The following is a 25,490-nucleotide window of genomic DNA, read 5'->3' as shown; positions in this document are numbered from 1 at the left end:
AGGATAGGCGGCTAGTCGGGTAGAAGCGGCTCCCTGATGCCCGGGACGGGAGCGTCGGGGGCGCGGTCGGCCTTATTGAAGAAGCCCGAGCTGGGGATGTTCGACTCACGGGCGGCCAGATTCCGGATACCGGGGTCGTTGCTGCCGGCGGCGAAGAAGCCCGAGGGGGAGGTGGTCGTGGTCCGCAGGGCCGGCGGGGTGGGGGTGGGGCCACTCGCCGCGCTGACGGCGGCATTCGCGTGGCCGGTTTCGAGGCCGCCGACAAGGGCGCCGGCGTCGGTCGGCGCGGTGAAGGCGGCGTTGCTGAGCAGGCCCGAGCTCGCCGCGGCCGGGGTCAGGCCGCCGGTCGACGCGGTGACCGAGTTGAGCAGACCCGAGCTGACGTTGGCCGCGCCGACGCCGCCCGTGGCGTAGTGGCCGGAGTTGAGCATGCTGGAGTCCGCACTGCCCAGTCCGTTCTCTTGGAAGAAGCCGGTGTTGGCGGTGCCGCTGTTCAACAAGCCCGCATTGATCGACCCCGAGTTCAGGAGGCCGGTATTTGAGGCGCCCGCGTTGCCGATGCCGAAGTTTCCGGTGCCGGAGTTGAAGAAACCGATGTTATTGCTGCCCGAGTTGAACAACCCAATGTTGCCGGTGCCCGAGTTGAAGCCGCCGAAGCCGATCTGATTGCTCCCGGTCAGCCCGATTCCGAAGTCGTTGTTGCCGCTGTTACCAAAGCCGAAATTGCTATTGCCGAGGTTGCCCAAGCCAAAGTTGTTGTTACCCGAATTCCCGGAGCCAACATTCAGGCTGCCGCTGTTTCCGAAACCGACATTTGAATTGCCCGCCGTAATAGCGAGGGGACCGAAACCTATTCGACCGTTGTTGAACGTGAAGCCGAGCTTCTGCAGGACCTGCTGCCAGGGCGCCAATTGTGCGACGGCCGTAGATGCGTCGGCGTGGTAGCCGAACATCGCCGCCACGTCCGAAGCCCACATCGCCTCGTACGCCGCCTCGGTGTCCATGATCGCCGGGGCGTTGAGTCCGAACCAGTTCGTGGCCAGCAGGGCCTGCACCAGGCCACGATTGGCCGCGACCATCGCGGGCTGCACCGTGGCCGCCAGCGCCGTCTCGAACGCGGCCGCTATGGCCGCGGCCTGGCTCGATGCCGCCTCGGCCTGCGCCGCCGCCGCGCTGAGCCAGCTCACATACTGCGTCGCCACGGTCATCATCGCCGCCGCCGACGCACCCTGCCACGAACCGTTTGCCAGATCCGATGTCACCGAAAAGAATGACGAAGCCGACGACGCCAGATCCTCGGCCAGCCCGTCCCACGCGGCGGCCGCAGCAAGCAGCGGCGCCGCTCCGGGACCGGCGAAGATAAGCGCCGAGTTGATTTCTGGCGGCAACCACGCAAAATGCGGGCTTGTCACTAACCCAACTTAACGGGGCGGGGCCGCCCTTCGTGGCGTTATCGACCAGGTACCGGAATAGGCCTCCGGCCGCGAACCAACTTCCCCGGCCGCGCCGCGGTCGGAACGCCGTTTTCAGCAATTATTTCACCGGAAACGATCGTTGTCACATATCCTTCGGCGGTCTGGTCCAGTCGTCGCCCGCCGGCGGGCAGGTCATACCGGATCACCGGCTTGTGCAGCCGCAGCGCCGCGTGATCGATCAGGTTGAGGTCGGCCTTGTAGCCGACGCCGATGCGGCCGCGATCGCCAAGCCCGGCGACGCGGGCCGGCACGGAAGTCAGCTCGCGCACGGCCTCCGGCACCGTGAACCGGCCGGACTTGCGATCGCGCGCCCAGTGCGCCAGGAAGTACGTCGAGTAGCTCGCGTCGCAGATCATCCCGTAATGCGCGCCGCCGTCGCCGAGCCCGAGCACCACGTCGTCGCGGTGCAGCAGCTCGCCGACGGTGTCCAGCGAGTTGCCCTGCAGGTTGCTGGTGGCGACCAACAGCATGGCGCGGCCCTCGTCGTCGAGCAGCCGGTCGTACGCCTCCCCCATCGGGTCCACCCCGCGGGCCCGGGCCCGGGCCCCGATGCTGGTCGACGGGTCGGGCTCGTAGTCGGGGCTGTCACCCAGCGGGAAGATCCAGTCCCACATCTGGGCCACGTACAGGATCGGGTGGCCGACGCCCGGCTTGTCGGCCAGGATGCGGGCCCGGACCTCCGGCTTGCGCATCTCGGCGACCCGCTCGGCCAGCGGCAGGTGCGCGATCTCGCGGTAGCTGGGGTAGAGCACGAACGGGTTAGCGGACAGTTGCAGCCCGATGATCAACCCGATCGGACGAGGCAGCAGCTGCGCGGTGAATTGTGCGCCGTCGGCACCCGCCCTTCCGTTGGCCTTCTCGATCATGGTGATGGCATCCGGCCACGTCGGGTCGCCGGCGTTGGCGACGACCAGGGTGAAGGTGACCGGCAGCCCGACGTCCTCGGCCACGTCGAACACCGTCTGCAGCACGGGCTGGTAGCCGCCGGCCGGGATGTCCGGCACGAACTGGAGCAGGCCGCCGCCGCCGTCGACCACACCCTTGGCGATCTCCTCGATCTCCTCGCGGGCGGCGTCGTAACTCGGTATCGGCGAACCGCTTTCGGTCTTGTGGATCGTCAACCGCGACGACGCGAAGCCCAGCGCACCGACCTCGATCGCCTCCTTGGCCATCGCCCGCATCTTGGCGAGGTCTTCGGCCGTGGCCGGCTCCCGGTCGGCGCCGCGCTGACCCATCACGTACACCCGCAGCGGCGAGTGCGGCAGATAGGCCGCCACGTCAATATCACGCTGTCGCGCCTCTATTGCGTCCATGTATTCGGGGAAGGTTTCCCAGCTCCACGGCAGGCCGTCGGTCATGACGACGCCGGGAATGTCCTCGACCCCGGCCATCACGTCGACGAGCACGTCGTGGTCCTCCTGGCGGCACGGCGCGAAGCCGACTCCGCAGTTGCCCATCACCACCGTGGTAACCCCGTGCGCCGACGACGGCGTCAGCCGCTCCGACCAGATGGACTGGCCGTCATAGTGGGTGTGCAGATCGACGAAACCGGGCGTGACCAGCAGACCGGTGGCGTCGATCTCCCGCGTGGCGCCATCGCCGTTCGCGGAGCCGACGGCCCCTACCTTCTTGATGACACCATCCTTTACCGCCACGTCGCCGACGTACGGGTCAGCCCCCAGCCCGTCGACGATGGTGCCATTGCGGATGATGAGGTCGTAGGTCATCTAAATAATCTACGGCCGCGCCGGTGGTCGTGCCAGGATCTCTTCCGTGATCGACCACCTCGGAATCAATTGCGCTGATTATCCGAAATCGCAAGATTTTTACGACAACGTGCTGGGAGTGCTCGGCTCGCGGCAGATGGATTTCGGCCGGGCCATCGGGTACGGCCGTGACGGCAAGGCATCGTTCTGGATCGCGGATGGGGCGGGCATGGGTCCCGCCCGGGAGGTGCACCTGGCCTTTGAGGCCGCCGACGAAAACGCGGTGCGCGCCTTCCACCGGGCGGCGGTGGAACTGGGCGCCGAGTCGTTGCACGAGCCGCGGCAGTGGCCCGAATATCACCCCGGTTACTTCGGTGCGTTCGTGCGCGACCCCGACGGCAATAACGTCGAGGCGGTCTGGCACGGGGCCCGTAATGTCGCTGGTATGGCCAACACCCAGAGCAGCGATGCCGCCATTCAGGAACTGCTTCGCGACGCGTTCACCCGGTTGATCGAGCACGTCGACGAGCTCACCGACGGGCTGACCGACGAGGTGTCCGTCTACCGCCCGACGCCGAACGCCAACAGCATCGCCTGGCTGATTTGGCACAGCGCGCGGGTGCAGGACATTCAGCTGGCCCACGTGGCCGGCGTCGAGCAGGTGTGGACCCGCGACGGCTGGGTGGACCGGTTCGGGCTGGACCTGCCGCGCAACGACACCGGCTACGGGCACGGCCCCGACGAGGTGGCGAAGGTGAAGGCGCCAGCCGAGCTGCTGGCCGGCTACTACCACGCGGTGCACAAGCTGACCCTCGAATACATCGCCAGCGTGACCGCCGACGAGCTGTCCCGCGTCGTCGACACCAACTGGGACCCACCGGTGACGGCCAGTGCGCGGCTGGTGAGCATCATCGATGACTGCGCCCAGCACCTCGGGCAGGCCGCCTATGTGCGGGGAATTCAGTAGGTTCTAGGGCGTGCGATTCGCCGCGACCGTGGTGCTGTGGCTGGCCGCGACGCTTGCCCTGGCCGCAGCGATCCCGGCGTCATGGGCGCAGCGCAATGTCGTCAGCGAGGACGGCTACGCCGCGCTGGCACGCAAGGCGGCGGGCGACCCCGCCCTGCAGTCGGCCATGGCGTCCGAACTCACCACCCGGGCGATGGCGCTGATCGCCGCTCACGGCGGGGAGAACTACCCCGTGGACAGCTCGGAGGTGCACGACGTCGCCAGCGCCTTCACGGCCGGGCGAGGGTTTCCGCCGCTGTTCGCCCAGGCGAACCGGGTGGCGCACAGTTGGTTGTTCACCGATCCGCGGCCGGGCCAGGACGGAAATCAATGGGTGGTCGACGTGGCCCCGATGCTCAACGACAGCTCGTTTCGGCAGATACTGAGCAGCCACAACGTGAAGCCGCCCGCGCACCTGACGGTTCCGCTCGCGGAGTCGATGCCCGCGTCCCTACGGCAGGGACAGCTGAGCCGGCTGGCGACGTGGGGCCCCTGGGTGAGTCTCGGCGCGGCCGCCGGCACCGGTCTGTTCGCGCTGCTGACGCTGGCCGCCGCGCGCCACCGCGGCAAGGCCCTGACCAGCCTCGGTGTCTCGGCGCTGCTCGTCGGCGCGGCGGGGTGGGCGGGCATCGAGGCCGGCAGCCGCCACATCAACGACGCGCTCAATCGCACCACCGGGAACGTCCGTCAAATCGCCGAGGTGATGGTCGCCCAGGCCGAGGCCGGCCTGCGCCAATGGCTCAACCTGACGCTGCTCGCCGGCGCCGCGCTGGTCGGTTTGGGCGTGCTCCTCGCGATCCTGGGCGGCCTCACGAAGAAGGCCTAACTCAACGGCAGCTCGGCCAGGATCGGGGTGGTCGGCTGCGGCGACCCGTTGCCGGGTTCGACGGTGAACGCGAGCTCGGTCGAGGCGCCCAGGTTGGTGAGCATCGCTTTCGTCGACGGCGACACCGCCGCGGCGCCCATCGTCCCCGCGGAGGTGGGGCCGTTGGCCCCGATCAGCCACATCTGATAGACGGTGCCGGGGGACGGGGGCGGCACGTTGTTCATCACCAGCATCCCCGCGTTGCGGTCGCGGGAGAACATCACCGTCGCGGTCCCGTTGGCCAGCGGGCGCGAGACCGTTTGGACGTCCGGGGCCGTCAGAATCTGTTCGGCGACCGTTGACTTTGCCGGCGGACGCATCAGCACCCCGACGCCGAACGCCGCGGCACCGACCACGACCACCGCCGCCGCGGAAGCCAAAATGGTTCTGCGCCAAGCCATCTGGCGGACATTGTTCGGCTTTGCGGCGGACAGCGTGGCCGCCCGCAGGTGTGCCGGCGGTTCGGCCGCGGTCGCCGCCGAGACGACCGCCATCGTCTCGCGGACGGCACGGACCTCGTCGTTGAAGGCCGCCGCCACCGGCGACGGCGCCGCCGCAACCCGGCGCTCGATCTCGGCGCGTTCCGCGTCCGACACGGCATGCAGGGCATACGGCGCGGCGAGTTCGAGCAGGTCGAAATCGGTCGGTTCGGTCATGGCACGTCCAGGCAGTTACGCAGGCCGCGCAGCGCGTCGCGGATGCGCGACTTGATCGTCGACAAATTGGCGGCCAACCGCTGCGACACTTCGCTGTAGGTCAGCCCCTGGTAGTAGGCCAGCTCGATGCATTGCCGCTGCGCATCGCTCAACGCGTCCAGGCATTGGGTCACCCGGCGACGCTCGTCACCCGCGATCGCCGACTCCGCGACGGTGTCCGCGGCCCTGTCGGTGTTTGCGGCGCCGTAGCGGGATTCCCTCCTGCTGCCGGCCTGTTCGGCGCGCACCCGGTCGACGGCCCGCCGGTGCGCCATGGTCAGCAGCCAGGCCAGGGGAGAACCTTTTGCCGGGTCGTACTGCGACGCCGAGCGCCACACCTCGAGATAGATCTCCTGGGTGGTTTCTTCGCTGTAGCCGGGGTCACGCAGCACCCGCGTCACCAGTCCATACACCCGGGCCTTGGTGAGGTCGTAGATCGTGGCGAAGGCGGCGCCGTCCCCGCTCGCGGCCTGGCGCAGCAGGGCGTCCAGCTCGTTGCTCATCGATCGGTAGCCTATCGCCAGTCATCGATCTGCCGATCCCGGCGGCCTTGGGAAGAAATACGCCGTGTGTTCCCGGTATTCGTCGAAGCCGGGACGCCCGGCCATCAGCTTCTCGGTCAGCCGCGCGCCGCTCACCTGCACCAGGAAGTACGTCATGAGCAGCGGCGAGCCCACCGTGACCAAAGGCAACCAGCCGTTGATGGTGATCAGCCACAATCCCCACCAAACGGTGGCGTCACCGAAGTAATTGGGGTGACGCGTCCAGGCCCACAGGCCGCGGTCCATCACCACACCGCGATTCGCCGGATCGGATTTGAAGACCCCCAGCTGCCAATCGCCGACGGATTCGAATGCGAATCCCACCAGCCACACGGCCACCCCCACCGCGATGACGGCCGTGAGCGGCGCCGGCGTGGGACCGGTCACCGACGACAGCTGCAGCGGCAACGAGACGAACCAGGTGATCAGGGCTTGCGGCACAAAGACCTTGCGGATGACTCCCCCGCAAGCGGGAGGTGCCCCCGGGGCAGCGGTGGCGCCCCGGAGCAGGGCGGCATAGCGGGGGTCCTCTCCCTTGCCCGCCGTCTTGCGCTGGATGTGCCAGCTCAGCCGCAGCCCCCAGATCGCCACGAGTGCCAGCAGCAGCCCCCGACGGGGCGCGTCACCGCGGCCGAGCGTGGCGGCGACGGCGGCGACGGCCACGAAGCCCACGCCCCAGGCCACGTCGACGACGTTGTAGCGGCCGATTCGCCTGCCGATGGCGAAGGTGACCGAGTGCACGACCGCCAGGGCCAGGACGGAAGCGCCGGCAACTTGGAGGAGGTTCACCGGATCCAGTGCGCTCATCGGCCCCCCTCGCGTGCGAACGTCCACTGATGCACATCAAGGTAGCCCGACCGGAATCCCGCCTCCGAGTACGCCAGGTACAGCTCCCACATGCGGCCGAACACCTCATCGAAACCCAGGCGCGCCAGCGGATCTCGCCGCTGCAGGAACCGTTCGCGCCAGAGCCGCAGCGTTTCGGCGTAATGCTCTCGCAGCGAGACCATGTCGACCGTGCGTAATGTCGTGTGCCGCGCGGTGATAGCGGAGATCGCCTGCGTGGACGGCAGCAGCCCGCCGGGAAAGATGTACTTCTGGATCCAGGTGTGCGCGTTGCGGGTTGCCAGCATCCGGGCGTGCGGCATCGTGATCACCTGGATTGCGACCCGCCCGCCGGGCCGTACCAGCCGCTCCGCCGCGGCGAAATACGTTGGCCACGAACGGTATCCGACCGCCTCGATCATCTCGACCGAGACCACCGCGTCGTAGCCGTCACAGGCGTCGTCGCGGCCCGCGACGTCGCGGTAATCGCACAGCTCGATCTCCACGAGGTCCGACAGACCCGCCGCGGCAACCCGGAGCCGCGCCAGCCGCTGCTGTTCGACCGACAAAGTGATGGAGCGGACATGTGCGCCGCGGGCGGCGGCGCGGATGCACAGCTCGCCCCAGCCGGTGCCGATCTCGAGGACGCGGCCGCCGCGTTCGACTCCGGCCACGTCGAGCAGCCGATCGATCTTGCGCCGTTGCGCGGCGGCCAGCTCCTCCGGCGCGGCCGGCAGCCAGGTGAACAGCGCGGCGGAGTAAGTCATTGTGTCGTCGAGGAACTCGGCGAACAACTCGTTCGACAGGTCGTAGTGCTCGGCGACGTTGCGCCGGGCCCGCTCCCGGCTGGGAGCCCGCCAACGAGGCCGGAAGGCCGGACCGATCGGCCGCAGCCGCTGCAGCGTGCCCGGCACCAGGTCGGCCACCGAAGTGGCCAAGACCGTCAACGCGCCGGTGAGGTCATTCGACGACCATTCGCCGGCCATGTAGGACTCGCCGAAGCCGATCAGGCCGCACCGCCCGATCCGGCGTGCCAGCGACTCCGGTCGGTGGATGAACAGGGTTGGTGCCGCCGGGTCGGCCGCGCCGACGACGGTGCGGTCGGGGTAGACCAGGCGAAGCGGTAGGCGGGCGGCGGCGCGGTGGAGCAGCCGGCCGGCGATGATCCCCGACGTCGCGGCGAACGGGCCCGACGGCACGGTCGCGACCGCCGGCCAGCGGCCAGAATCGATTGCTGGCGCGGGTGTTTCGATGGCTGCCACACTCATCGCGGCACCACCGGAACTCGACGTAGCCACAACGTGATCCCCTGTATCCGGATCCGCGCTGCCACCACCAGCGGTGCCAGCGGCGAGATGAACTGCATGACGGCGACCCGTCTCGTGGTGGCCGGTCGGCGTGTGCCGCGTAGGTTTGCGAGAAACACCTGCCGGTGCTCACGATGCAGCGCCACGGTGATGTCCACCTCGTTGCCCGGTCGTGGCGCTTGCACCAGGTAGTAGCCGTCCACCTGATTGAACGGTGAGACGTAGAAGTTCTTGGGCGTCACGACCGGGAGATCGGCCGGCGGCAACAGATATGCGTGGCGCTCGCCGTAGGTGTTGTGGACTTCGGCGATCACGTGGCACAGCCGGCCCTTTCGGTCGTGGCACCAGAAGACGCTCAGGGGGTTGAAGACGTAGCCGAAGACGCGCGCCTGCAGCAGGGCCGTGACGCGGCCCTCGGGGAGGGTCAGCCCGTGGTCGGCGAACAAGGCGCCGAGCCTCTCGCGCAGCGAGCCGCGTGGAGGCCCGGCTGAATAGTTTGAAAAGTGGTCTGATCCCTGGAACCGCGCGAACGGTCGCAGCCACCACGGCAGGCGTGGCAGGTCGTCGATGTCGACATACCAGCTGTAGCTTCGGTATTCGAAGCAGTGGTGCACCGGGGCCCGTCGGGAATGGGTGATCGTGGTGCGGTAGATCGCGGGCGTAAGCGCGTGGGTCAGCACGGGGCCACCGCCTCGTGCCGGGCGGTGGCGGGCCAGTCGGCGCCGAGCCGGCGGGCCGCGCGCAGTCCGGACACGGCGCCGTCCTCGTGAAATCCCCAGCCGTGGTAAGCGCCCGCGAACGCGACCCGATCGTCGTCGAGGGTCGCCAACTTTGCTTGGGCTGCAACAGAGTCCGGTGTGTACAGGGGATGGCTGTAGGTCATCTCGGCGATCACCGAGCCGGGATTCACCCGGTCCCGGCCGCCCAGGGTGACCAGGTAACGGCGCTTGGTGTCCAGCCGCATCAGCCTGCTGACGTCGTAGCTGACCACCACGTGATCGGTTCCGGGTGTCACCAAGTAGTTCCACGAGGCGCGGGCGCGGCGATGGCGGGGCAATACGGACTCGTCGGTGTGTAGCTGCGCCCGGTTGGTCGAGTACGGAATGGCGCCCAGGACGGCGCGCTCCGACGGGGTGGCGTCGTCGAGCAGCAGCAGCGCCTGGTCGGGGTGCACCGCGATGACGGCGGCGTCGAAGATTCGCGGCGCGTCGCGACCCGCTCGCACCAGCACACCGTGGGACAGCCGACGCAGTGAGTGCACCGGCGTTCCGGTCGAGACCCGATGCAGGCGAGAAGCGATGGCCCGAACGTAGTTTGCCGAACCGCCGGTCACGGTGCGCCACGTCGGGGACCCGAAGACCGACAGCATGCCGTGGTGGGCGAGGAAGACGAAGAGATACCGGGCCGGATAGTGCAGGGCGCCGTCGCCGGCGCAGGACCACACCGCCGCCACCAAGGGCGTGATGAAGTAGTCGACGAAATAGGGGGAGAAGCGGTGCCGGTTCAGGAAGGCTGCCAGGGTCTCCAGACCGTCCTGGGCGCTGTCCTGCATCAGGCGGGAGGCGGCGCGGTGGAAGCGGACGATCTCGGCGAGCATCAGCAGATGGCGCGGCCGCAGCGACTGCCGGCAGGCGAACAGGCCCCGAATGCCCAGGGCCCCGGCGTATTCGAGCCCGATGTTGTCGGCGCGCACCGACATCGACATCTCCGACTCTTGCGTCGCCACAGCGAGTTCCGTGAGCAATCGGCACAGCGTCGGGTAGGTCCGGTCGTTGTGCACTAGGAACGCCGAGTCGATGCCGACAACCCGGCCCCCGACGTCGGTGCCGTCGTCGACATAGTGGGTGTGCGCGTGGCCGCCGAGCCGCGCATCGGCCTCGTACAGGGTGACCCGGTCGCGCCCGGACAGGACGTAGGCGGCGGTGAGGCCGGCGACCCCGCTGCCGATTACCGCTACCGAGCGGGCTTCTGGCTGATCCACACCAGTCATTCGGAGCCACCGACCCGCTGGACGGGCTTTCCCAAAATGCCGAAGTCTCAGCCGAACGTGAACGAAAACACTTGCAGGCCTTTGCCGACCTGCATGTCGAGCAGGTCGCGATGCGCGGTGTCGTCCGCGACGATCTGGTGCAGGGCCGGAGGTCCGCCGATCGATGTCGCGGTCGTCTTGCCGCCCCTGGTCACGGTGATGGTGCCGGTGCCGCCGACGACAACATAGACGCTTTTGCCGGTGTAGTTCAGCCGGATGGCGGTGTCGTCGCTGTCGGCGGTGGCGCCCTGGTCGTCCAAGGTCCAGCGGCCGCGCACGGCGAACCGGTCGTCGGGCAACGTCGCCGGGTAGGCGAAGGTGGCGGTGCCCGCCTTGTATTCGCCGCCGCCGCCGTAGTTGACGGCCTTGCCGGCGCCCAGGTAGGTCTCCGGCGTCAGCCTGGTGTGCGGGGTGGCGTCCACCGTGTTCGTCGCGGCGGGCAACTTGACATCCGGCTTGGCGACAAGAGCTTCAGTGAGCAGTTGGCGGATCAGCTTTTCGGTCGTGTCGTAGTCGCCCTCGCCGAACTTGGTGTGGCGGATCGTCCCGTTCGCGTCGATGAGGTACTCGGCGGGCCAATACAGGTTCTGGTAGCTGTTCCAGGTCGCGTAGTCGTTGTCTAGCGCGACGGGGTAAGTGATGTGCAACGCGGCGGCGCCGCTGGCCACGTTGCCGGGGACCCGTTCGAACGCGTACTCGGGGGTGTGCACCCCGATGACGACGAAACCGTCGTCGCGATACCGGTTGTACCAATCCACCACGTGCGGGATGGCGCGCTGGCAGTTGATGCAGGAGTACGCCCAGAAGTCGATCAAGATCACCTTGCCCCGCAGCGACGCCAGGTCGATCGGCGCGCCGCCCGGGGTGTTGAGCCACTCGGTGATCCCCGTGACGGCGGGCGCCGGCCCGCACTGCTGCAGCTGGGCGGCGGCCCCAAAGTCCCCGCTGCAGTCGACCAGCTGGCCCTTCACCGTGCCGCCCAGCTCGTGCCGAATGTCCTGGATGTCAGCGGCCGCCATTCCCCTTTGCATCGCCGTCGTGTAGTCGGGGACGGCGCGCTGCAGCACGGCGGGAAGGTTGAAGACCAGCGCGACGGCCAGCACGATCATCGTGATTCCACCGGCGACGCGGATGATGTGTTGCCGGCGGCGGAATGCGGAGACGCGCTCGGTGAGGCGCCGCCCGGCCAAAGCGAAAACCAGCAGCGGCAGGGCGGCACCGATCGCGAACGCCGCGGTCAACACCAGCACCGCCGGGCCGATAGCGGCGGTGCCGCCGGCGACAACGATGGCGGCCAGCACCGGTCCGGCGCACGGCACATACAGCGCGCCCAACGTGAGTCCCAGCCCGAAACCACTTCTGCCCAAGGTTTTTGAGCCGATTTGAGGCAGCGGGATGCGGGCGAAGGGCCGTTCGATCAGATGCTGCAGCGGCGGGAAGATCAATCCGAGGCCGATGAGGGTCAGCGTCCCGAGGGCGGCCCAACGGATCGCGTCCTGCGGCAGGCGCAGCGCGGACAGCAGGGCCGAGCCAGCCAGGGTGACCACGCTGAAGCTGCAGACCAGCCCGGCGATCACCAGATACGGACGGGTCGCGGGGCTGCTGTCACGCGTGCTGCCGGCCCCGGAGAAGAACACCACCGGAAGCACCGGCAGGATGCACGGCGAGATGCCGGTGATCAGGCCGCCGAGGAATCCGATCAGCGCGACTGTTGGCATGACTGTCATTCGGAACGACCGGGGCCAGGGACGGGTCGAGACTAGTCGCTGTAGGCCAGGGAACGGTCCGGCGGATGGGGTTCGACCGGCTGCGATACCACCCTGGCGGGCCGGGAGCGCACCCGCATCGGCCACCAGAACCAGCGTCCCAGCAGGGCGGCGATGGACGGGGTCATGAACGCGCGCACGATCAGCGTGTCGAACAGCAGGCCCAGTCCGATCGTGGTGCCCACCTGCCCGATGATCCGCACGTCGCTGACGGCCATGGACGCCATCGTGAACGCGAACACCAGGCCGGCGTTGGTCACCACCTTGCCGGTGCCGCCCATCGAACGGATGATGCCCGTGTTCAGGCCGGCGTGAATCTCCTGCTTGAACCGGGAGACCAACAGCAGGTTGTAGTCGGATCCCACGGCCAACAACACGATGACCGACATGGCGAGCACCAGCCAGTGCAGTTCGATGCCGAGAATGTGCTGCCAGAAAAGCACCGATAGCCCGAAGGACGCCCCCAGGGAAACGGCCACCGTGCCCACGATGACCGCGGCGGCAACCAGGGCGCGGGTGAGGATCAGCATGATGATGAAAATGAGGCACAGCGAGGAAATTCCCGCGATCACCAGGTCCCATCTGGCGCCATCGGAGATGTCCTTGAAGACGGCACCCGTTCCCGCCAAATAGATCTTCGCGTCCTCCAAAGGTGTTCCCTTGAGCGACTCCTCGGCCGCGGTGCGTATCTTTTCGATGCTCGCGATGCCCTCGGCCGATGCGGGATCGCCGCGATGCAGGATGATGAAGCGCGCCGCGTGCCCATCCGGGGACAGGAAGCTGTTCATCGCGCGCTTGAAGTCTTTGTTTTTGAAGACCTCTGGCGGCAGGTAGAACGAGTCGTCGTTCTTGGAGGCGTCGAAAGCGTGGCCCATCGCCGTCGCGTTGTCGCTCATCTCGTCCATCTGATCGAAGATCCCGGACATGGTGCTGTGCATGTCCAGCATCATGGTGCGCATGTTCACCATGGTCTCGATCATCGGCGGGAACTGGGCGACCATCTGCGGCATCAGCCGATCGAGATCTTTGATGTCACCGACGAGCGTGTTGAGTTTGTCGGTGATCTGATCCACGCCGTCCAGCGCGTCGAATATCTGCCGAATCGACCAGCAGATCGGAATGTCGAAACAGTGTCTCTCCCAATAGAAATAGCTGCGGATCGGCCGCCAGAAATCGTCGAAGTCCGCGATGCGGTCGCGTAGTTCATTGGTGATTTGCTGCATCTCTTCGGTGTCGCCGACCATGCGGTGCGTGGTGGCGACGAGCTGCGTCATCAGGTCGTACATCCGTTGCATGTTGGCGATGGTTTTGGTCATCTCGTCGGCCTGCTTGAGCATGTTGTTCATCTGGTCACGCTGGTATTTCATGGTCTGCATCTGACCGGCGTTCTGCATGCTCATCTGGAACGGAATCGACGTGTGGTCCATGGTCGTACCGTCGGGCCGGGTTATCGTCTGGACACGGGAGATGCCCGGGACCCGGAAGATGCCCTTGGCCAGCCTGTCCAGGACCAAAAAGTCGGCCGGATCGCGCATGTCGTGGTTCGACTCGATCATCAGGATCTCGGGCTTCATCCGGGCCTGGGAGAAGTGGCGATCCGCGGCCATCAGGCCCTCATTGGCGGGGATGGAGCCGGGCAGATACTCCCGGTCGTTGTAGTTGGCCTTGTATCCGGGCAGGGTGAGCAGGCCGACCAGGGCGACGGCGCACGTGACGGCCAGAATCGGCAGCGGCCAGCGAACCACCGCGGTACCGACCCGCCGCCAGCCGCGGACCGCGAGCTTGCGCTTGGGGTCGAACAGGCCGAACCGGCTGCCGACGGTAAGGACCGCCGGACCCAGCGTCAGCGCGACCGCCACGGCGACGAGCATGCCCACCGCGCACGGGATACCGAGCGTTTGAAAGTACGGCATCCGCGCGAAGCTGAGGCAGAACGTCGCCCCGGCGATCGTCAAACCGGAGCCCAGGATGACGTGGGCCGTCCCGCGGTACATCGTGTAGAAGGCCGTCTCCCTGTCCTCGCCGGCTTGCCGGGCCTCCTGGTACCGCCCGATGATGAAGATGCCGTAGTCCGTGCCGGCCGCGATCGCCAGCGAGGTCAGGAGGGATACCGCGAAGGTGGAAAGCCCTATCCATCCGAAGTGGCCGATCACCGCGACTGCTCCCCGCGCCGCCGTCAACTCGAAACCGACCGTGACCAGCAGAAGAACCACGGTGATGATTGACCGGTAGACGAACAGCAACATGATCAGAATCACCGTGACCGTCGTCAGCGTGATCCGGACCGTGGATTTGTCGCCGCTGTGGTGCAGATCCGCGGCGAGCGCCGCCACCCCGGTGACGTAAGCCTTGACGCCGGGCGGCGGGGGCACGCTGTTCACGAGTTTGCGGACGGCCTGGACGGATTCGTTGGCCAGCGGCTCGCCCTGATTGCCCGCGAGATTCACCTGGACGGTTGCGGCCTTGCCGTCGTTGCTTTGCGCGCCCGCCGCCGTGAGGGGGTCACCCCAGAAATCCTGGACGCTCAGCACGTGCGCCCTGTCCTCGCGCAACTTGCGAATCATCGCGTCGTAGTACTTGTGGGCGTCGTCGCCGAGGGGCTGGTTGCCCTCCAGCACGATCATCGCCGAGCTGTCGGTCTCGCCTTCGTTGAAGGCGTGGCCGATGTGCTTCATCGCCTGGAACGACGGCGCGTCCGTGGGGCTCAGCGACACCGACCGCTCCTGCCCGACCACTTCCAGCGACGGGACGAGCAGGCTGAAGACGACGGCCATCCCCACCCAGAACAGGATGATCGGCACTGAAAGGCGGTGGATCGTCCTCGCGAGCAACGGCCTTTCGGCGTGGGTGCCCGCAAGGTTCGCGAATCGTGTCGTCACGCGGACTTCACCACGCAGAAGGTGTAGGCGTGGACCTCGTTGGAAGTTCTTTCGGCCTTCACCACATCGTCCACCGTGATGCGGCAGCCGACGCTATCGCCGCTGCCCCGCGCCATCAGGTTTCCCATCACGGCCGCCTTGTCGGTGGTGATGCGGAGCGACCAGGGCAATGGTGCGGCGTCGACGCGTTGCGGGTCCGCGTTGACGTCGAAATAGCTGATGTCGGCGACCGTTCCGGGCGGCCCGAAGACCTCGTAGACAATTCGTTTTGGGTTGAACGGCTTGGGATTCTGCAGGTTGCTGTCGGCATACGATTCGCGCTTTTCCGAGCCGAAGTAGCCGTGGACCCGGTACACGATGAAGCCACCGACCATCACCACCGCCACGACGACGAGTGGAATCCACGTTCGGGACAGCACCTTGAAAATTGGAATCCCTTTCAGCGGTCGGTGATTGTGCGTTCGGTCCGTCGCCGCCGAACGTGGTCAACTACGGATCGCCGCGCTGCGCCCGTCCGCCGATCCCTGGTGGGAGAACAGCCAAGGCTTACCTAAGTAAATCACGGCTGGTTTGTCTGTCCGGGACCGTTGACTCCTTCCCCTCGCGCCCTGGAGTGTAACGCATATCACGTGCGTAACCGGAAAATTACGACCAGAGCTGTGACCTGGCACAAATCACACGGCGTGCGTTATACAAATCACACCACGTGCGTTATCCTCTGCCGATGGCGCAACTCGCCTTCCAGCGCGCCCGCACGGAGGAAAACAAGCGCCAGCGTGCGGCGGCGCTCGTCGAAGCCGCGCGGTCACTAGCGCTCGAGACGGGCGTCGCGTCGGTCACCTTGACCGCCGTCGCCGGTCGCGCCGGAATCCACTACTCCGCGGTGCGGCGTTACTTCACCTCTCACAAGGAGGTCCTGCTGCACCTCGCCGCCGAAGGCTGGGTGCGCTGGTCGAATGCGGTGTGCGAGCAACTCGGCGAGCCCGGTCCGATGTCCCCGGCGCGGGTGGCCGAGACGCTGGCCAACGGCCTGGCGGCCGACCCGCTGTTTTGTGACCTGCTCGCCAACCTGCACCTGCACCTCGAGCACGAGGTGGAGATCGAGCGCGTCGTCGAGATCCGGCGGACCATTGCCGCCGTGGCGGTCGCGCTCGCCGACGCGATCGAGCGTGCATTGCCCGTCCTTGGCCGGTCCGGCGCCTTTGACACGTTGATCGCCGCGTACTCCCTGGCCTCGGCTTTCTGGCACATCGCGAACCCGCCGGAGCGGCTCGCCGACGCCTATGCCGAGGAGTCGGAGGTGCTGGTGCCCGAGTGGAACATCGATTTCGCGTCCGCCCTCACCCGAGTACTCACGGCAACGTGCATCGGCCTCGTCTCCGAATCGCAATGAGCCGAAAGGGGATTGGTGTGTGCCAAACGAAGGGCCCGATGTCGAATCGGTCAATAACGCGCCGGTGATGCGATGCGGTTAACGTACTTAGCGCACCAAAGCAAACGGTCTGTTGGTCGCGGGCAAGCGGGTTAGCGGAAGGTAATTGGGTGGCAAAGACTCCTGTGGCCGATGCGGTGAAGAAAGTGTGGATAGCACTGGTCATCGTGGCGGTCGTCGCGGTCGCGGGATTCTGCGTGATGCGGCTGCGGAGCATCTTCGGCAGTCACGACAATCGCCCGATCACCAGCGGCATGGCCGATGACATCAAGCCGTTCAATCCCAAGCACGTCGTCTACGAGGTCTTCGGCGCTCCGGGGACGATGGCGAATATCAATTACCTGGACATCAATGCCCAGCCCCAGAAAGTCAGCAACGTGCCGCTGCCGTGGACGCTTTCGGTAATCACGACCCTTCCGTCGGTGAGCGTCAACGTCGTCGCGCAAAGCACCAGTGACGAGATTGGCTGCAGGATCATCGTGAACGACGTGGTCAAGGACGAAAGGTCCGTCAACGGAGTGAATGCCCAGACCTTCTGCATAGTGAAGTCCGCATGACCGCGAATAACCAGGCCGCAGGGCTCCCGCACATGCCCGTTTTCGCGCGCACGGTGCACAAGTTCGCGCCGCTGATCATCCTGGGCTGGATAGGGCTCGTCGTCGCCCTCAGCGTGTTCGTGCCCTCGCTGGACATCGTCGGCAAGGAACACACGGTGTCGATGAGCCCGAAAGAGGCGGCGTCGATGCAGGCGATGAAGCGCGTCGGCCAGGTGTTCAACGAATTCAACTCCGACAGCGCCATCATGATCGTCCTGGAGGGCGACAAGCCGCTCGGCGACGACGCCCACCACTATTACGACCAGCTCATCAAGAAGCTCGAGGCGGACAAGAAGCACGTCGAGCACGTCCAGGACTTCTGGGGAGATCCGCTGACGGCCGCCGGCGCGCAGAGCAACGACGGCAAGGCGGCCTATGTGCAGGTCTATCTCGTCGGTAACCAGGGCGAGAGCAAGGCGAACGAATCCGTCCGGGCGGTCCGCCAAGCCGTGGACAGCTCGCCGCCACCGCCCGGGGTCAAGGCCTACGTCACCGGCGCGGCGGCGCTGACCGCCGACCAGTCGTCAGCCGGTGAAAAGGGAGTCATCAAGGTCACGATCCTCACCTTCATCGTCATCATCGTGATGCTGCTGTGGGTCTACCGCTCGATCGTCACGGTGTTCATCACGCTGCTGATGGTGGTATTCGAGCTGTTCGCGTCCCGGCAGGTCGTCGCTTTCCTGGCCTACAACAACATCATTGGCCTTTCCACCTTCGCGGTGAATCTGTTGGTGTTGATGGCGATCGCCGCCGGCACGGACTATGCGATCTTCGTCCTCGGCCGATATCAAGAGGCACGTTCGCTGGGAGAGGACCGCGACCAGGCGTTCTACACCATGTTCCACGGGACCGCGCACGTGGTGTTGGGCTCCGGCCTGACCATCGCGGGCGCGATGTATTGCCTCAGCTTCACCCGGCTTCCGTATTTCCAGACGCTCGGCCTGCCCTGCGCGGTCGGGATGCTCGTCGCCGTCTGCGCGGCGCTCACGCTCGGCCCGGCCGTGCTGACGGTGGGGAGCCGCTTCGGCCTGTTCGACCCCAAACGCAAGATGAGGACCAGGGGTTGGCGCCGGGTCGGCACCGCGATCGTGCGGTGGCCCGGCCCGATTCTGGCCGTGTCGATCGCCATCGCCCTGATCGGCTTGCTCGCGCTGCCCGGGTACAAGACGAATTACGACAACCGCAAGTATCTGCCGGGATACACCAAGGCGAATATCGGGTACGACGCCGCGGAGCGGCATTTCCCAACGCCCGGATGAATCCCGAATTGCTGCTGGTCGAGACCGACCACGACATGCGCAACCCCGCCGGCATGTTGGTGCTGGACCGGATCGCCAGGGGCGTCTTCCACGTCCCGGGCATCGCGCGGGTGCAGGCGATAACCAGGCCGTTGGGAGCGCCGATCGAGCACACCTCGATCCCGTTCCAGATCAGCATGCAGAACACGACGCAGGTCGAGAACCAGCAGTACATGCATCAACGCATGGCGGACATGCTCCAGCAGGCCGATGCCATGCAGCAGTCCATCGACACGATGCAGCGGATGTACAACATCACGGCGCAGATGGCCGCCGTCACGCACCACATGGACGGCCTCACGCATGAAATGCTTGATGTCACAAGCGAATTGCGCGATCATATCGCTGATTTCGATGATTTCTTCCGGCCGATTCGCAGCTTGTTCTGGTGGGAGAGGCACTGCTTCGACGTCCCGATCTGCTGGGCTTTCCGGTCCATCTTCGACGCGCTCGACGGCCTGGATCAGATCGTCGAAAAGTTCGGTTACCCGACAAACGACATATCCCAGCTGGATGCCTTGCTGCCGCAGATGCTGGCCCAGATGCCGCCGATGATCGCGACCATGACGACCATGAAGCAGATGATGCTGACCATGCACAGCTCGATGTCGTCGCTGTATGACCAGATGGACGTGATGAGCCAGAACTCGACCGCGATGGGTCAGGCGTTCGACGCCGCCAAGAACGACGACTCCTTCTACATACCGCCGGAGGTCTTCGACAACCCCGATTTCAAGCGGGGCCTGAAGATGTTCCTGTCCCCGGACGGCCACGCGGCCCGATTCATCATCTCTCACGACGGCGATCCCGCTACGCCGGAAGGCATTTCGCACGTCGAGCCGATCAAGAACGCGGCTAAGGAAGCCATCAAGGGGACGCCGCTGGAGGGCGCCAAGATCTGGCTCGGCGGCACGGCCGCGGTCTACAAGGACATGCGCGACGGGTCCAAGTACGACCTCATGATCGCCGGAATATCCGCGGCCTGCCTCATTTTGATCATCATGCTGATCATCACCCGAAGCCTGGTCGCCGCGGTCACCATCGTGGGCACGGTGCTGATCTCACTGGGCGCCTCGTTCGGGCTCTCCGTGCTGGTGTGGCAGGACATCATGGGCTTCGAATTGCACTGGATGGTGCTCGCGATGTCGGTCATCCTGCTGCTGGCGGTGGGATCCGACTACAACCTGCTGTTGGTTTCGCGCTTCAAAGAGGAAATCCCCGCGGGCATAAAGACCGGGATCATCCGCTCGATGGCCGGCACCGGCGCCGTGGTGACATCCGCGGGCCTGGTGTTCGCCGCAACGATGGCGTCCTTCGTCGCCAGTGATCTGAAGGTCATGGGCCAGGTCGGTACCACCATCGCCCTCGGCCTGTTGTTCGACACGTTGATCGTGCGCTCGTTCATGATGCCGTCCGTCGCCGCGCTGATGGGCCGGTGGTTCTGGTGGCCGACGCAGGTGCGGACGCGCCCGGCCAGCCAGCTGCTGCGCGCGTACGGGCCCCGTCCGCTGGTTCGCGCCCTGCTACTGCCGAGGGATACGGCGCCCGGACAGAATGGTGAAAGGGCTGACGCCGACACCGATCGGTTCCGGACGAGCGCGCACTACTGATGGGGGGTCAGGCGTAGGTGCGCAGCTGCACCATCTTGCGCATGACGTCACTCAGCTTGTGCACCGGCGCCCCACATGTCAGGCAGTAGCCGCCCGGGCAGCGGTTGATTCGATCGACCTGCTGCAAGACCTGGGCCTTGAGCCGGCGCAAGCAACCGATGCACAGGATCTCGACGATGTTGCCGGACGGGTCGAGGTTCGGCCGATTGCATTGGTCCACGGCGTGCCGGTACACGATGTGCGTTGCCCGGTTGGTGCAGCCGGCATCGGATTGGCACGTGATCTCCTGCCAGTCGAGCGTTGCCAGCGCGTCTGACTGGGGGTCTACCGCGCTCATCGCGTCCCCACTGGGCCGCAGCATCCCGGCATGAGCATGATGTAAGTCCTGTAACGGTGGTCGAGCGGACTGGAGTTGCCGCGTGCGCGGAATACCAGTCAAGAACTATTGATTTGTCCCCTTAAACCGGGGAAATAAATGATTCCCGACAGTCGCAGATCTTAAACCGGCGGGCGAATAAAGGCCAGGGTGGATCTAGGACCAGTTCCACACCGACATGTCGCCGGGTGGGTACTGGTTGCACACATCGGTGGCCTTGGCGACGACGCCCTTGTTGTTGAAGAAGATCTTCATGTGGTTGACCCAGGCGAACGTTAGTGGATCGCCATTGTAGAAGTTTTCGGAATAATTTCTGCGGTCCTCCGGTGACAGCGAGTAGAACCAGTGCGCCTTGTCTATCGTTGCCTGCTGAAGGTTGGCGTGGTTGTTGAAGTCGATCATGTACCGCTGGTAGTACACCGGGCTGGTATCCCTGACGGCCGCCAAGTACTGCTCGGCGTCGCAGGTGGTCGCGATCTGCCTGCGGGGGATCGGGAAGTCTTCCGTGGAATCGGCCACCGCCGTCTTCGGGAAGGTCGCAGCCGCGATGCCCAGGGCTACCAGGAAAGCAAGAAAAACGACGCCTGCACGCAGGCCGGAACTCAGCCGAGACATAGTCGTTACCGTAGCACTTTCAGGGTCCCGGTGGGGGGCCGGGGGCATATTCGTAGTCCATCTCACTATCCATTGCGATCAGGCACGATGACGTGACTGGGATCCGGCCGCAGCTCCGGCGGGGCCTGGCTGTAATCGCCGAACGGGCCATCGCGGCGCTCGATCACCGCGCGCACGCCCTGTGCCTGGGCCGTCTCGATGAAGTCCAGCGCTTCGGGGGTGTTGCGCATCAGGCCGTCGAGGATCCCGCCGAGCATCTGCGTCGAGGCCAGGCCCATGTTCTCGTAGGCCTGGTTGACGATCAGCTTCTGCGCGCGCAACTGCGACAACGGGATCCGCGCCAGCTCCGCCGCGATCTCGGCGACGCGGGCCTCCAAACGCTCGAACGGCACCGCCTCGTTGATCAGCTCGACCCCGGCGGCCTGGGCGCCGGTGAGCGGTCTGCCGGTCAGCGAGTGCCACTTCACCTTGGCCAGGCTCAGCCGGTAGAGCCACATGCCGGTCAGGTAGGCCCCCCACATCCGGCTGTAGGGGGTGCCGATCACGGCGTCCTCGCTGGCGATGACGATGTCGGCGCACAGCGCGTAGTCGCTGCCCCCGCCCACGCACCAGCCGTGTACCTGCGCGATCACCGGTTTGGATGCGCGCCAGATGGCCATGAACTTCTGCGTCGGCCCGGTCTCGCGCGCGGTAATCATGGCGAAGTCCTTGCCGGGGTCCCACTTGCCGTCGGTCATCATGCCCTCGCCCCAGTGCTGGAAGCCGCCGCCGAAGTCGTAGCCCGCGCAGAAGGCGCGACCGGCGCCGCGCAGCACGATGACCTTGATGTCCTGGTCCCGCTCGGCCAGCCCGATGGCGGCCTCGATCTCGTCGGGCATGGGCGGGACGATGGTGTTGAGGCGCTCCGGGCGGTTCAGCGTGATGGTGGCGACCGGGCCGGCAGTCGTGTACAGCAAGGTTTCGAAGTCGGGTCTGCGCATGACCCAAATTTAGGGGTCGGGCTGACGGTTTTCGGGCGACGAGGCATAGATTCGGTTGCCAATCTTGAGATAGGGCGTCGTCAGGTAGGCCGAGAAGACAACGACCGCCGAAAAGATGGCTGCCACGGCGACGGCGTTGGGCCAGATTCTGCCCACCCCGGCTGCGAAAGAGACGATGCCGATGATCGAGGTGGCCCAGTAGAACCGTCGACCCGGACGCCGGTCGGCGATGAAGCGGTAGCGTGCCTGCGCCGCCCCGGCCACGATGAAGATCAACCCGGTTGCCAGCAAGGTGAGTTCGATACGTTCGGTCGCTGCCACGTCGACGATCCTATGGCCGGGCCAGAGGCCGGCAAGGAAAGGCAAGGAAAGGCAAGGAAAGTTCTGGGCCCCGCCGACCCGAGTCGGCGTGGAAGCGGTTCTTTCCCGGCGGCCGTCGAGAAGTGCCAGGCCGCCGACGAGGCGTTCGGTGAATACCTATCCCTCGCAAAACTCGTCCTTCAGCCGGTGGGTCGCTAGCATGGCCAAACAGGTGGGGTGTAGGAAGGTCTGCCAGTGCGCGGGGTGGCGTTCGAGCGTTACCGGCTGCCGGGGCTGATCGGCCAGGGCGGAATGGGCAAGGTCATCGCGGCGGCGGCCGCTGCGATAGCGCTCGCCCCGTTCTCGGTGGTAGCCACCAAATCCGGTGTGGCACAAGCGGCTCCATGTGCCGGCGATGGGGCAAATCCCGTGTCCTGCCAGAACTGTCTGGCTTACGTGGAGGCATATCACACTGCGAACGTGTGCTACAACGCCGCGCCGCCCCGACCCGCCCAGCCGCCCCCGAGCAGGGTGACGGTGTCGGCTCCGCCGGAGCCGGCTCCGCTGGAGCCCGCGCCGCTGGAGCCCGCGCCGCCGGTGCGCACGCCACAGGTCGTTCCGCCAAATCCCCTGCCCCCGAGCACGGTTGCCGTGCAGACCCCGAAGCTCAATCCGGCGGGCCCCGGGGTGCCAATGAACGCTTCGGTGGTGACACCGCCGAAGGGTCTGGATGCGCCACCGCACGCGGTCGCGGATGCCAAGGCCGCACCGGCGACGCGGATTGACCCCGCCAGCCCACTGGAGCCGCCGAGCCAGGTGTACGACTTCGATCACCAGGTGCAGAATGCGGTCGACGCCCATAGTGGCAACGTTGACCTGGTAAAGGTCGACAACCAGGAACTGGTGCGCCCCCGACATTGGGACTACATCGACTACGACGACAACCACCGCCCGGCCCTGTACAACCCGCTCGGTGAGGCCATGACCTTCCGCTACTTCTACAACGGCGCCTATCGGGAGGCGTTCGTGCCAGCCGGTGGTCGGATCGTGCTCGATGTCGCCACCGTTGGCCTGTTCCCGTTCACCGCGGTCGGCTACAGTCATGTCGCGGCGGGCAGCTTCTACGGCGGGGCCTCGATACCGCCGGCGGGTTCGGACGGCCCGCCGCCGCCGAGCTACACCCCGCCGGCGCCCCCGGAGGTGTACCAAGACGTCTCCGCCTATGTCGCCGCTGATAACCAGACCGTCGAAGTCGGCCAAGTGGAGGTGCTGGGCCACGACGATAGCCAACCCGCGGGCAGCCAGGACACCTTCCTGCTCGACGACTCCACCTTGGCCTGGGGTGAGGTGAACGATCCCGGCGGCCTCGCCAAGATCAGGGTTACCAGGACCCAGTCGCTACCGGGTGCCGGGCCGACGGACAATGGCAGCTTCTTGGTGGCGCTGACCGCTCTCAAGGAGCCCACCCAACCCTCCGAACCCTGGTGGCCCCCGGCGTTGAGGTATGGGGGGCTCGCGATAGCAGTGGGCCTTGTCGCCTGGATGATCGATCGTCGGAAACGGCGCGAGGATCTGACCGCTGGCTCCTAGCGGCCCGCCCGTCGTCCGTCGTCTGCGCGACATGGCGGGTTCGCTGCGCGAGCCGCGCATTACGTGTGACGGCTTGCCCGGGTGGCTTGGGCCCTCTCGACCGCGACGGGCATGTGAAGACCGTAAACCCCTGCGGCGCAGCCAATTACCCGCAATGCCCGATCGCCCCTAGGGGTGATTCACGCAGAACGCCACGCACATTGCTGAGACAGGAATGGACACCCATTGCAGTTGCCCATCCGCCTGGCGCTCGCAGTAGATCGGGCCGGGGTTCCCCCATACTTTCGCGCCTTCCGGCGAGCATGCTTTACCAAGATCGGTATCGGCGTGCGCCGGGCCACTTCCGATGAGGACCGCGATTGGAGCGACCGCCGTCAATGTCGCCAAGCCGATGAACCTCAGTGCTCTCATGATCCACGCCTTCCTCGACAACATCCGCTACATCACCATCGAGCTTAACGGCTTGATCCTGTACGACACCCGCGACGCCGTGCCCTGCGGCATGGACAAGTGGCGGGAGACGCGCGCCCGGTTCCCTGCCCCTTGATGCCGGCCGGCGTCAGGAGGCCAGCATCCGCCACAGGAACGAGAAGCTGAGCGCCGACTTGAACGCGACCTGTTCATTGTCGGCCGCGCCGGCGTGCCCGCCCTCGATGTTCTCGTAGTACCAGACCTCGTGCCCGGCGGCCTCGAGGGCGGCCGTCATCTTGCGGGCGTGGCCCGGATGCACCCGGTCGTCGCGGGTGGACGTCGTCAGCAGCACCGGCGGGTACTTGCGATCCACCGAAATGTTCTGGTATGGCGAGTATTCGGAGATGAATCCCCAGTCATCCGGGTCGTCCGGATCGCCGTACTCCGCCATCCACGAGGCCCCGGCCAGCAGCAGGTGGTAGCGCTTCATGTCCAGCAGCGGCACGTCGCAGACCAGCGCGCCGAACTTCTCCGGGTACTGGGTCAGCATGATGCCCATCAGCAGTCCGCCGTTGCTGCCGCCCCGGGCGCCCAGCTGCCCGACCGTCGTGATTCCCCGGTCCACCAAATCGGTTGCCACCGCGGCGAAGTCCTCGGCGACCTTGTGCCGGTCCTCGCGCATCGCCTGGGTGTGCCAGCCGGGCCCGTACTCGCCGCCGCCGCGGATGTTGGCCAACACATAGGTGCCCCCGCGGTCCAGCCACAGCCGGCCCAGCACGCCGCTGTAAGCGGGCGTGTTGGCCGTTTCGAATCCGCCGTACCCGCTCAGCAGGGTGGGGCCGGGGTCGTTGGCATCGCTGCGGCGCACGACGAAGTACGGGATCGACGTCCCATCCTTCGATCCCACGAAATGCTGTGAGACGGACAGCTTTTCGGCGTCGAAGAACGCCGGAGCGGATTTGATCGGGTCGAGTCGCGAGTCGCCGGCGCCGCGCATCAGGCGGGAGGGCGTGACGAATCCGCTGGAATCGAGGAAGAACTCGTCGCCGGTGTCGTCGGCCGCGACGACGACGGTGTTGGTCGCGGCCGGAATGCCCGCGACCGGCTCCCGGCGCCACTCGCCCGGGGTGACGATCTCCACCCGGCTGGCCACGTCGGCCAGCGTGACGATCAGCAGGCGGTCCTTC

Annotated in this window: 23 protein-coding genes and 2 pseudogenes; 8 read left to right on the top strand and 17 right to left on the bottom strand. The window is 66.3% G+C overall.

The window, feature by feature from the left end:
• Positions 1-11: 11 nt before the first annotated feature.
• Both JWP83_RS05880 and JWP83_RS05875 read right to left on the bottom strand, forming a co-directional pair.
• Positions 12-1,412, bottom strand: coding sequence for a PPE family protein (locus JWP83_RS05880; RefSeq protein ID WP_297727100.1), 1,401 nt, complete (start codon positions 1,410-1,412; stop codon positions 12-14).
• A 38-nt stretch (positions 1,413-1,450) separates the two neighbouring features.
• Positions 1,451-3,202 (bottom strand): amidohydrolase family protein, encoded by a 1,752-nt coding sequence (locus tag JWP83_RS05875; RefSeq protein ID WP_297727097.1) that lies wholly within the window; start codon positions 3,200-3,202, stop codon positions 1,451-1,453.
• Between the two features lie 46 nt (positions 3,203-3,248).
• Between JWP83_RS05875 and JWP83_RS05870 the strand changes: the two are divergent.
• The 3 genes and pseudogenes from JWP83_RS05870 to JWP83_RS05860 all read left to right on the top strand — a co-directional run.
• Positions 3,249-3,611, top strand: a pseudogene (locus JWP83_RS05870) (VOC family protein); the annotation flags it as partial.
• Positions 3,612-3,626: 15 nt separating this feature from the next.
• On the top strand, positions 3,627-4,148 hold the full coding sequence (locus JWP83_RS05865) for a mycothiol transferase (RefSeq protein WP_297727207.1): 522 nt from the start codon (positions 3,627-3,629) through the stop codon (positions 4,146-4,148).
• Positions 4,149-4,158: 10 nt separating this feature from the next.
• Positions 4,159-5,013, top strand: a complete 855-nt coding sequence (locus JWP83_RS05860; RefSeq protein ID WP_297727095.1) for a hypothetical protein — start codon at positions 4,159-4,161, stop codon at positions 5,011-5,013.
• Here the strand turns inward: JWP83_RS05860 and JWP83_RS05855 are convergent.
• Genes JWP83_RS05855 through JWP83_RS05815 form a run of 9 tightly spaced genes read right to left on the bottom strand, consistent with a single transcriptional unit; the run spans position 5,010 to position 15,514 of the window.
• The gene (locus JWP83_RS05855) at positions 5,010-5,708 is read right to left on the bottom strand and encodes an anti-sigma factor (protein ID WP_297727092.1); all 699 of its coding nucleotides are present in this window, start codon (positions 5,706-5,708) and stop codon (positions 5,010-5,012) included. The two genes, JWP83_RS05860 and JWP83_RS05855, sit on opposite strands and share 4 nt — an antisense overlap.
• Entirely contained in the window at positions 5,705-6,250 is a 546-nt protein-coding gene (locus JWP83_RS05850) for a sigma-70 family RNA polymerase sigma factor (RefSeq protein WP_297727088.1), read from the bottom strand. Before JWP83_RS05850 ends, JWP83_RS05855 begins: the two co-directional genes overlap by 4 nt.
• A 21-nt stretch (positions 6,251-6,271) precedes the next feature.
• Positions 6,272-7,096, bottom strand: a complete 825-nt coding sequence (locus JWP83_RS05845) for a DUF1295 domain-containing protein (protein ID WP_297727085.1) — start codon at positions 7,094-7,096, stop codon at positions 6,272-6,274.
• Positions 7,093-8,382, bottom strand: coding sequence for a class I SAM-dependent methyltransferase (locus tag JWP83_RS05840; RefSeq protein WP_297727082.1), 1,290 nt, complete (start codon positions 8,380-8,382; stop codon positions 7,093-7,095). Before JWP83_RS05840 ends, JWP83_RS05845 begins: the two co-directional genes overlap by 4 nt.
• Positions 8,379-9,101: a DUF1365 domain-containing protein gene (locus JWP83_RS05835; protein ID WP_297727079.1), complete on the bottom strand. Its 723-nt coding sequence runs from the start codon at positions 9,099-9,101 to the stop codon at positions 8,379-8,381. Before JWP83_RS05835 ends, JWP83_RS05840 begins: the two co-directional genes overlap by 4 nt.
• Positions 9,095-10,411 (bottom strand): FAD-dependent oxidoreductase, encoded by a 1,317-nt coding sequence (locus JWP83_RS05830; RefSeq protein WP_297727077.1) that lies wholly within the window; start codon positions 10,409-10,411, stop codon positions 9,095-9,097. Before JWP83_RS05830 ends, JWP83_RS05835 begins: the two co-directional genes overlap by 7 nt.
• A 47-nt stretch (positions 10,412-10,458) precedes the next feature.
• Entirely contained in the window at positions 10,459-12,168 is a 1,710-nt protein-coding gene (locus JWP83_RS05825; RefSeq protein WP_297727074.1) for a cytochrome c biogenesis protein DipZ, read from the bottom strand.
• A 41-nt stretch (positions 12,169-12,209) separates the two neighbouring features.
• Complete coding sequence (locus JWP83_RS05820; protein ID WP_297727071.1) at positions 12,210-15,095, bottom strand: RND family transporter; 2,886 nt, start codon at positions 15,093-15,095, stop codon at positions 12,210-12,212.
• Complete coding sequence (locus tag JWP83_RS05815) at positions 15,092-15,514, bottom strand: MmpS family protein (protein ID WP_297727069.1); 423 nt, start codon at positions 15,512-15,514, stop codon at positions 15,092-15,094. The genes JWP83_RS05820 and JWP83_RS05815 overlap by 4 nt, the downstream gene beginning before the upstream one ends.
• A gap of 287 nt (positions 15,515-15,801) precedes the next feature.
• Here JWP83_RS05815 and JWP83_RS05810 point away from each other — a divergent pair, with 287 nt between their 5' ends.
• The 3 genes and pseudogenes from JWP83_RS05810 (at position 15,802) to JWP83_RS05800 (ending at position 20,031) form a co-directional block, all read left to right on the top strand.
• Positions 15,802-16,488 (top strand): TetR family transcriptional regulator, encoded by a 687-nt coding sequence (locus JWP83_RS05810; protein ID WP_297727066.1) that lies wholly within the window; start codon positions 15,802-15,804, stop codon positions 16,486-16,488.
• 164 nt (positions 16,489-16,652) lie between these two features.
• Positions 16,653-17,084 (top strand): MmpS family transport accessory protein, encoded by a 432-nt coding sequence (locus JWP83_RS05805; protein ID WP_297727063.1) that lies wholly within the window; start codon positions 16,653-16,655, stop codon positions 17,082-17,084.
• A 32-nt stretch (positions 17,085-17,116) separates the two neighbouring features.
• Positions 17,117-20,031 (top strand): annotated as a pseudogene (locus JWP83_RS05800) (RND family transporter).
• A 7-nt stretch (positions 20,032-20,038) separates the two neighbouring features.
• Here the strand turns inward: JWP83_RS05800 and JWP83_RS05795 are convergent.
• The 4 genes from JWP83_RS05795 to JWP83_RS05780 all read right to left on the bottom strand — a co-directional run bounded on the left by JWP83_RS05795 (position 20,039) and on the right by JWP83_RS05780 (position 22,323).
• Positions 20,039-20,368 (bottom strand): hypothetical protein, encoded by a 330-nt coding sequence (locus tag JWP83_RS05795; RefSeq protein WP_297727061.1) that lies wholly within the window; start codon positions 20,366-20,368, stop codon positions 20,039-20,041.
• Positions 20,369-20,563: 195 nt separating this feature from the next.
• Positions 20,564-21,022, bottom strand: coding sequence for a DUF5078 domain-containing protein (locus tag JWP83_RS05790; RefSeq protein ID WP_297727058.1), 459 nt, complete (start codon positions 21,020-21,022; stop codon positions 20,564-20,566).
• Between the two features lie 65 nt (positions 21,023-21,087).
• Positions 21,088-22,002, bottom strand: coding sequence for a crotonase/enoyl-CoA hydratase family protein (locus JWP83_RS05785; protein ID WP_297727056.1), 915 nt, complete (start codon positions 22,000-22,002; stop codon positions 21,088-21,090).
• 9 nt (positions 22,003-22,011) lie between these two features.
• Entirely contained in the window at positions 22,012-22,323 is a 312-nt protein-coding gene (locus JWP83_RS05780; protein ID WP_297727054.1) for a hypothetical protein, read from the bottom strand.
• A 291-nt stretch (positions 22,324-22,614) separates the two neighbouring features.
• Between JWP83_RS05780 and JWP83_RS05775 the strand changes: the two genes are divergently transcribed.
• Positions 22,615-23,892 carry a hypothetical protein gene (locus JWP83_RS05775; RefSeq protein WP_297727204.1) on the top strand — a complete coding sequence of 426 codons (1,278 nt, stop codon included), beginning with the start codon at positions 22,615-22,617 and terminating at the stop codon, positions 23,890-23,892.
• A gap of 168 nt (positions 23,893-24,060) precedes the next feature.
• Here the strand turns inward: JWP83_RS05775 and JWP83_RS05770 are convergent, their stop codons facing one another.
• Positions 24,061-24,303, bottom strand: coding sequence for a hypothetical protein (locus JWP83_RS05770; RefSeq protein WP_297727051.1), 243 nt, complete (start codon positions 24,301-24,303; stop codon positions 24,061-24,063).
• On the opposite strand from JWP83_RS05770, the gene JWP83_RS05765 reads away from it, so the two are divergent.
• Entirely contained in the window at positions 24,239-24,439 is a 201-nt protein-coding gene (locus tag JWP83_RS05765; protein ID WP_297727219.1) for a hypothetical protein, read from the top strand. The genes JWP83_RS05770 and JWP83_RS05765 overlap by 65 nt on opposite strands.
• Before the next feature lie 12 nt (positions 24,440-24,451).
• Here the strand turns inward: JWP83_RS05765 and JWP83_RS05760 are convergent.
• On the bottom strand, positions 24,452-25,490 hold a 1,039-nt coding region (locus JWP83_RS05760; RefSeq protein WP_297727048.1), incomplete at its 5' end, for a prolyl oligopeptidase family serine peptidase.

The sequence above is a fragment of the Mycobacterium sp. genome (genome assembly GCF_025965855.1).
Lineage (GTDB): Bacteria > Actinomycetota > Actinomycetes > Mycobacteriales > Mycobacteriaceae > Mycobacterium.
The sequence above is the reverse complement of the archived record's forward strand: the minus strand, read 5'-3'. Positions and strand labels throughout refer to the sequence as shown.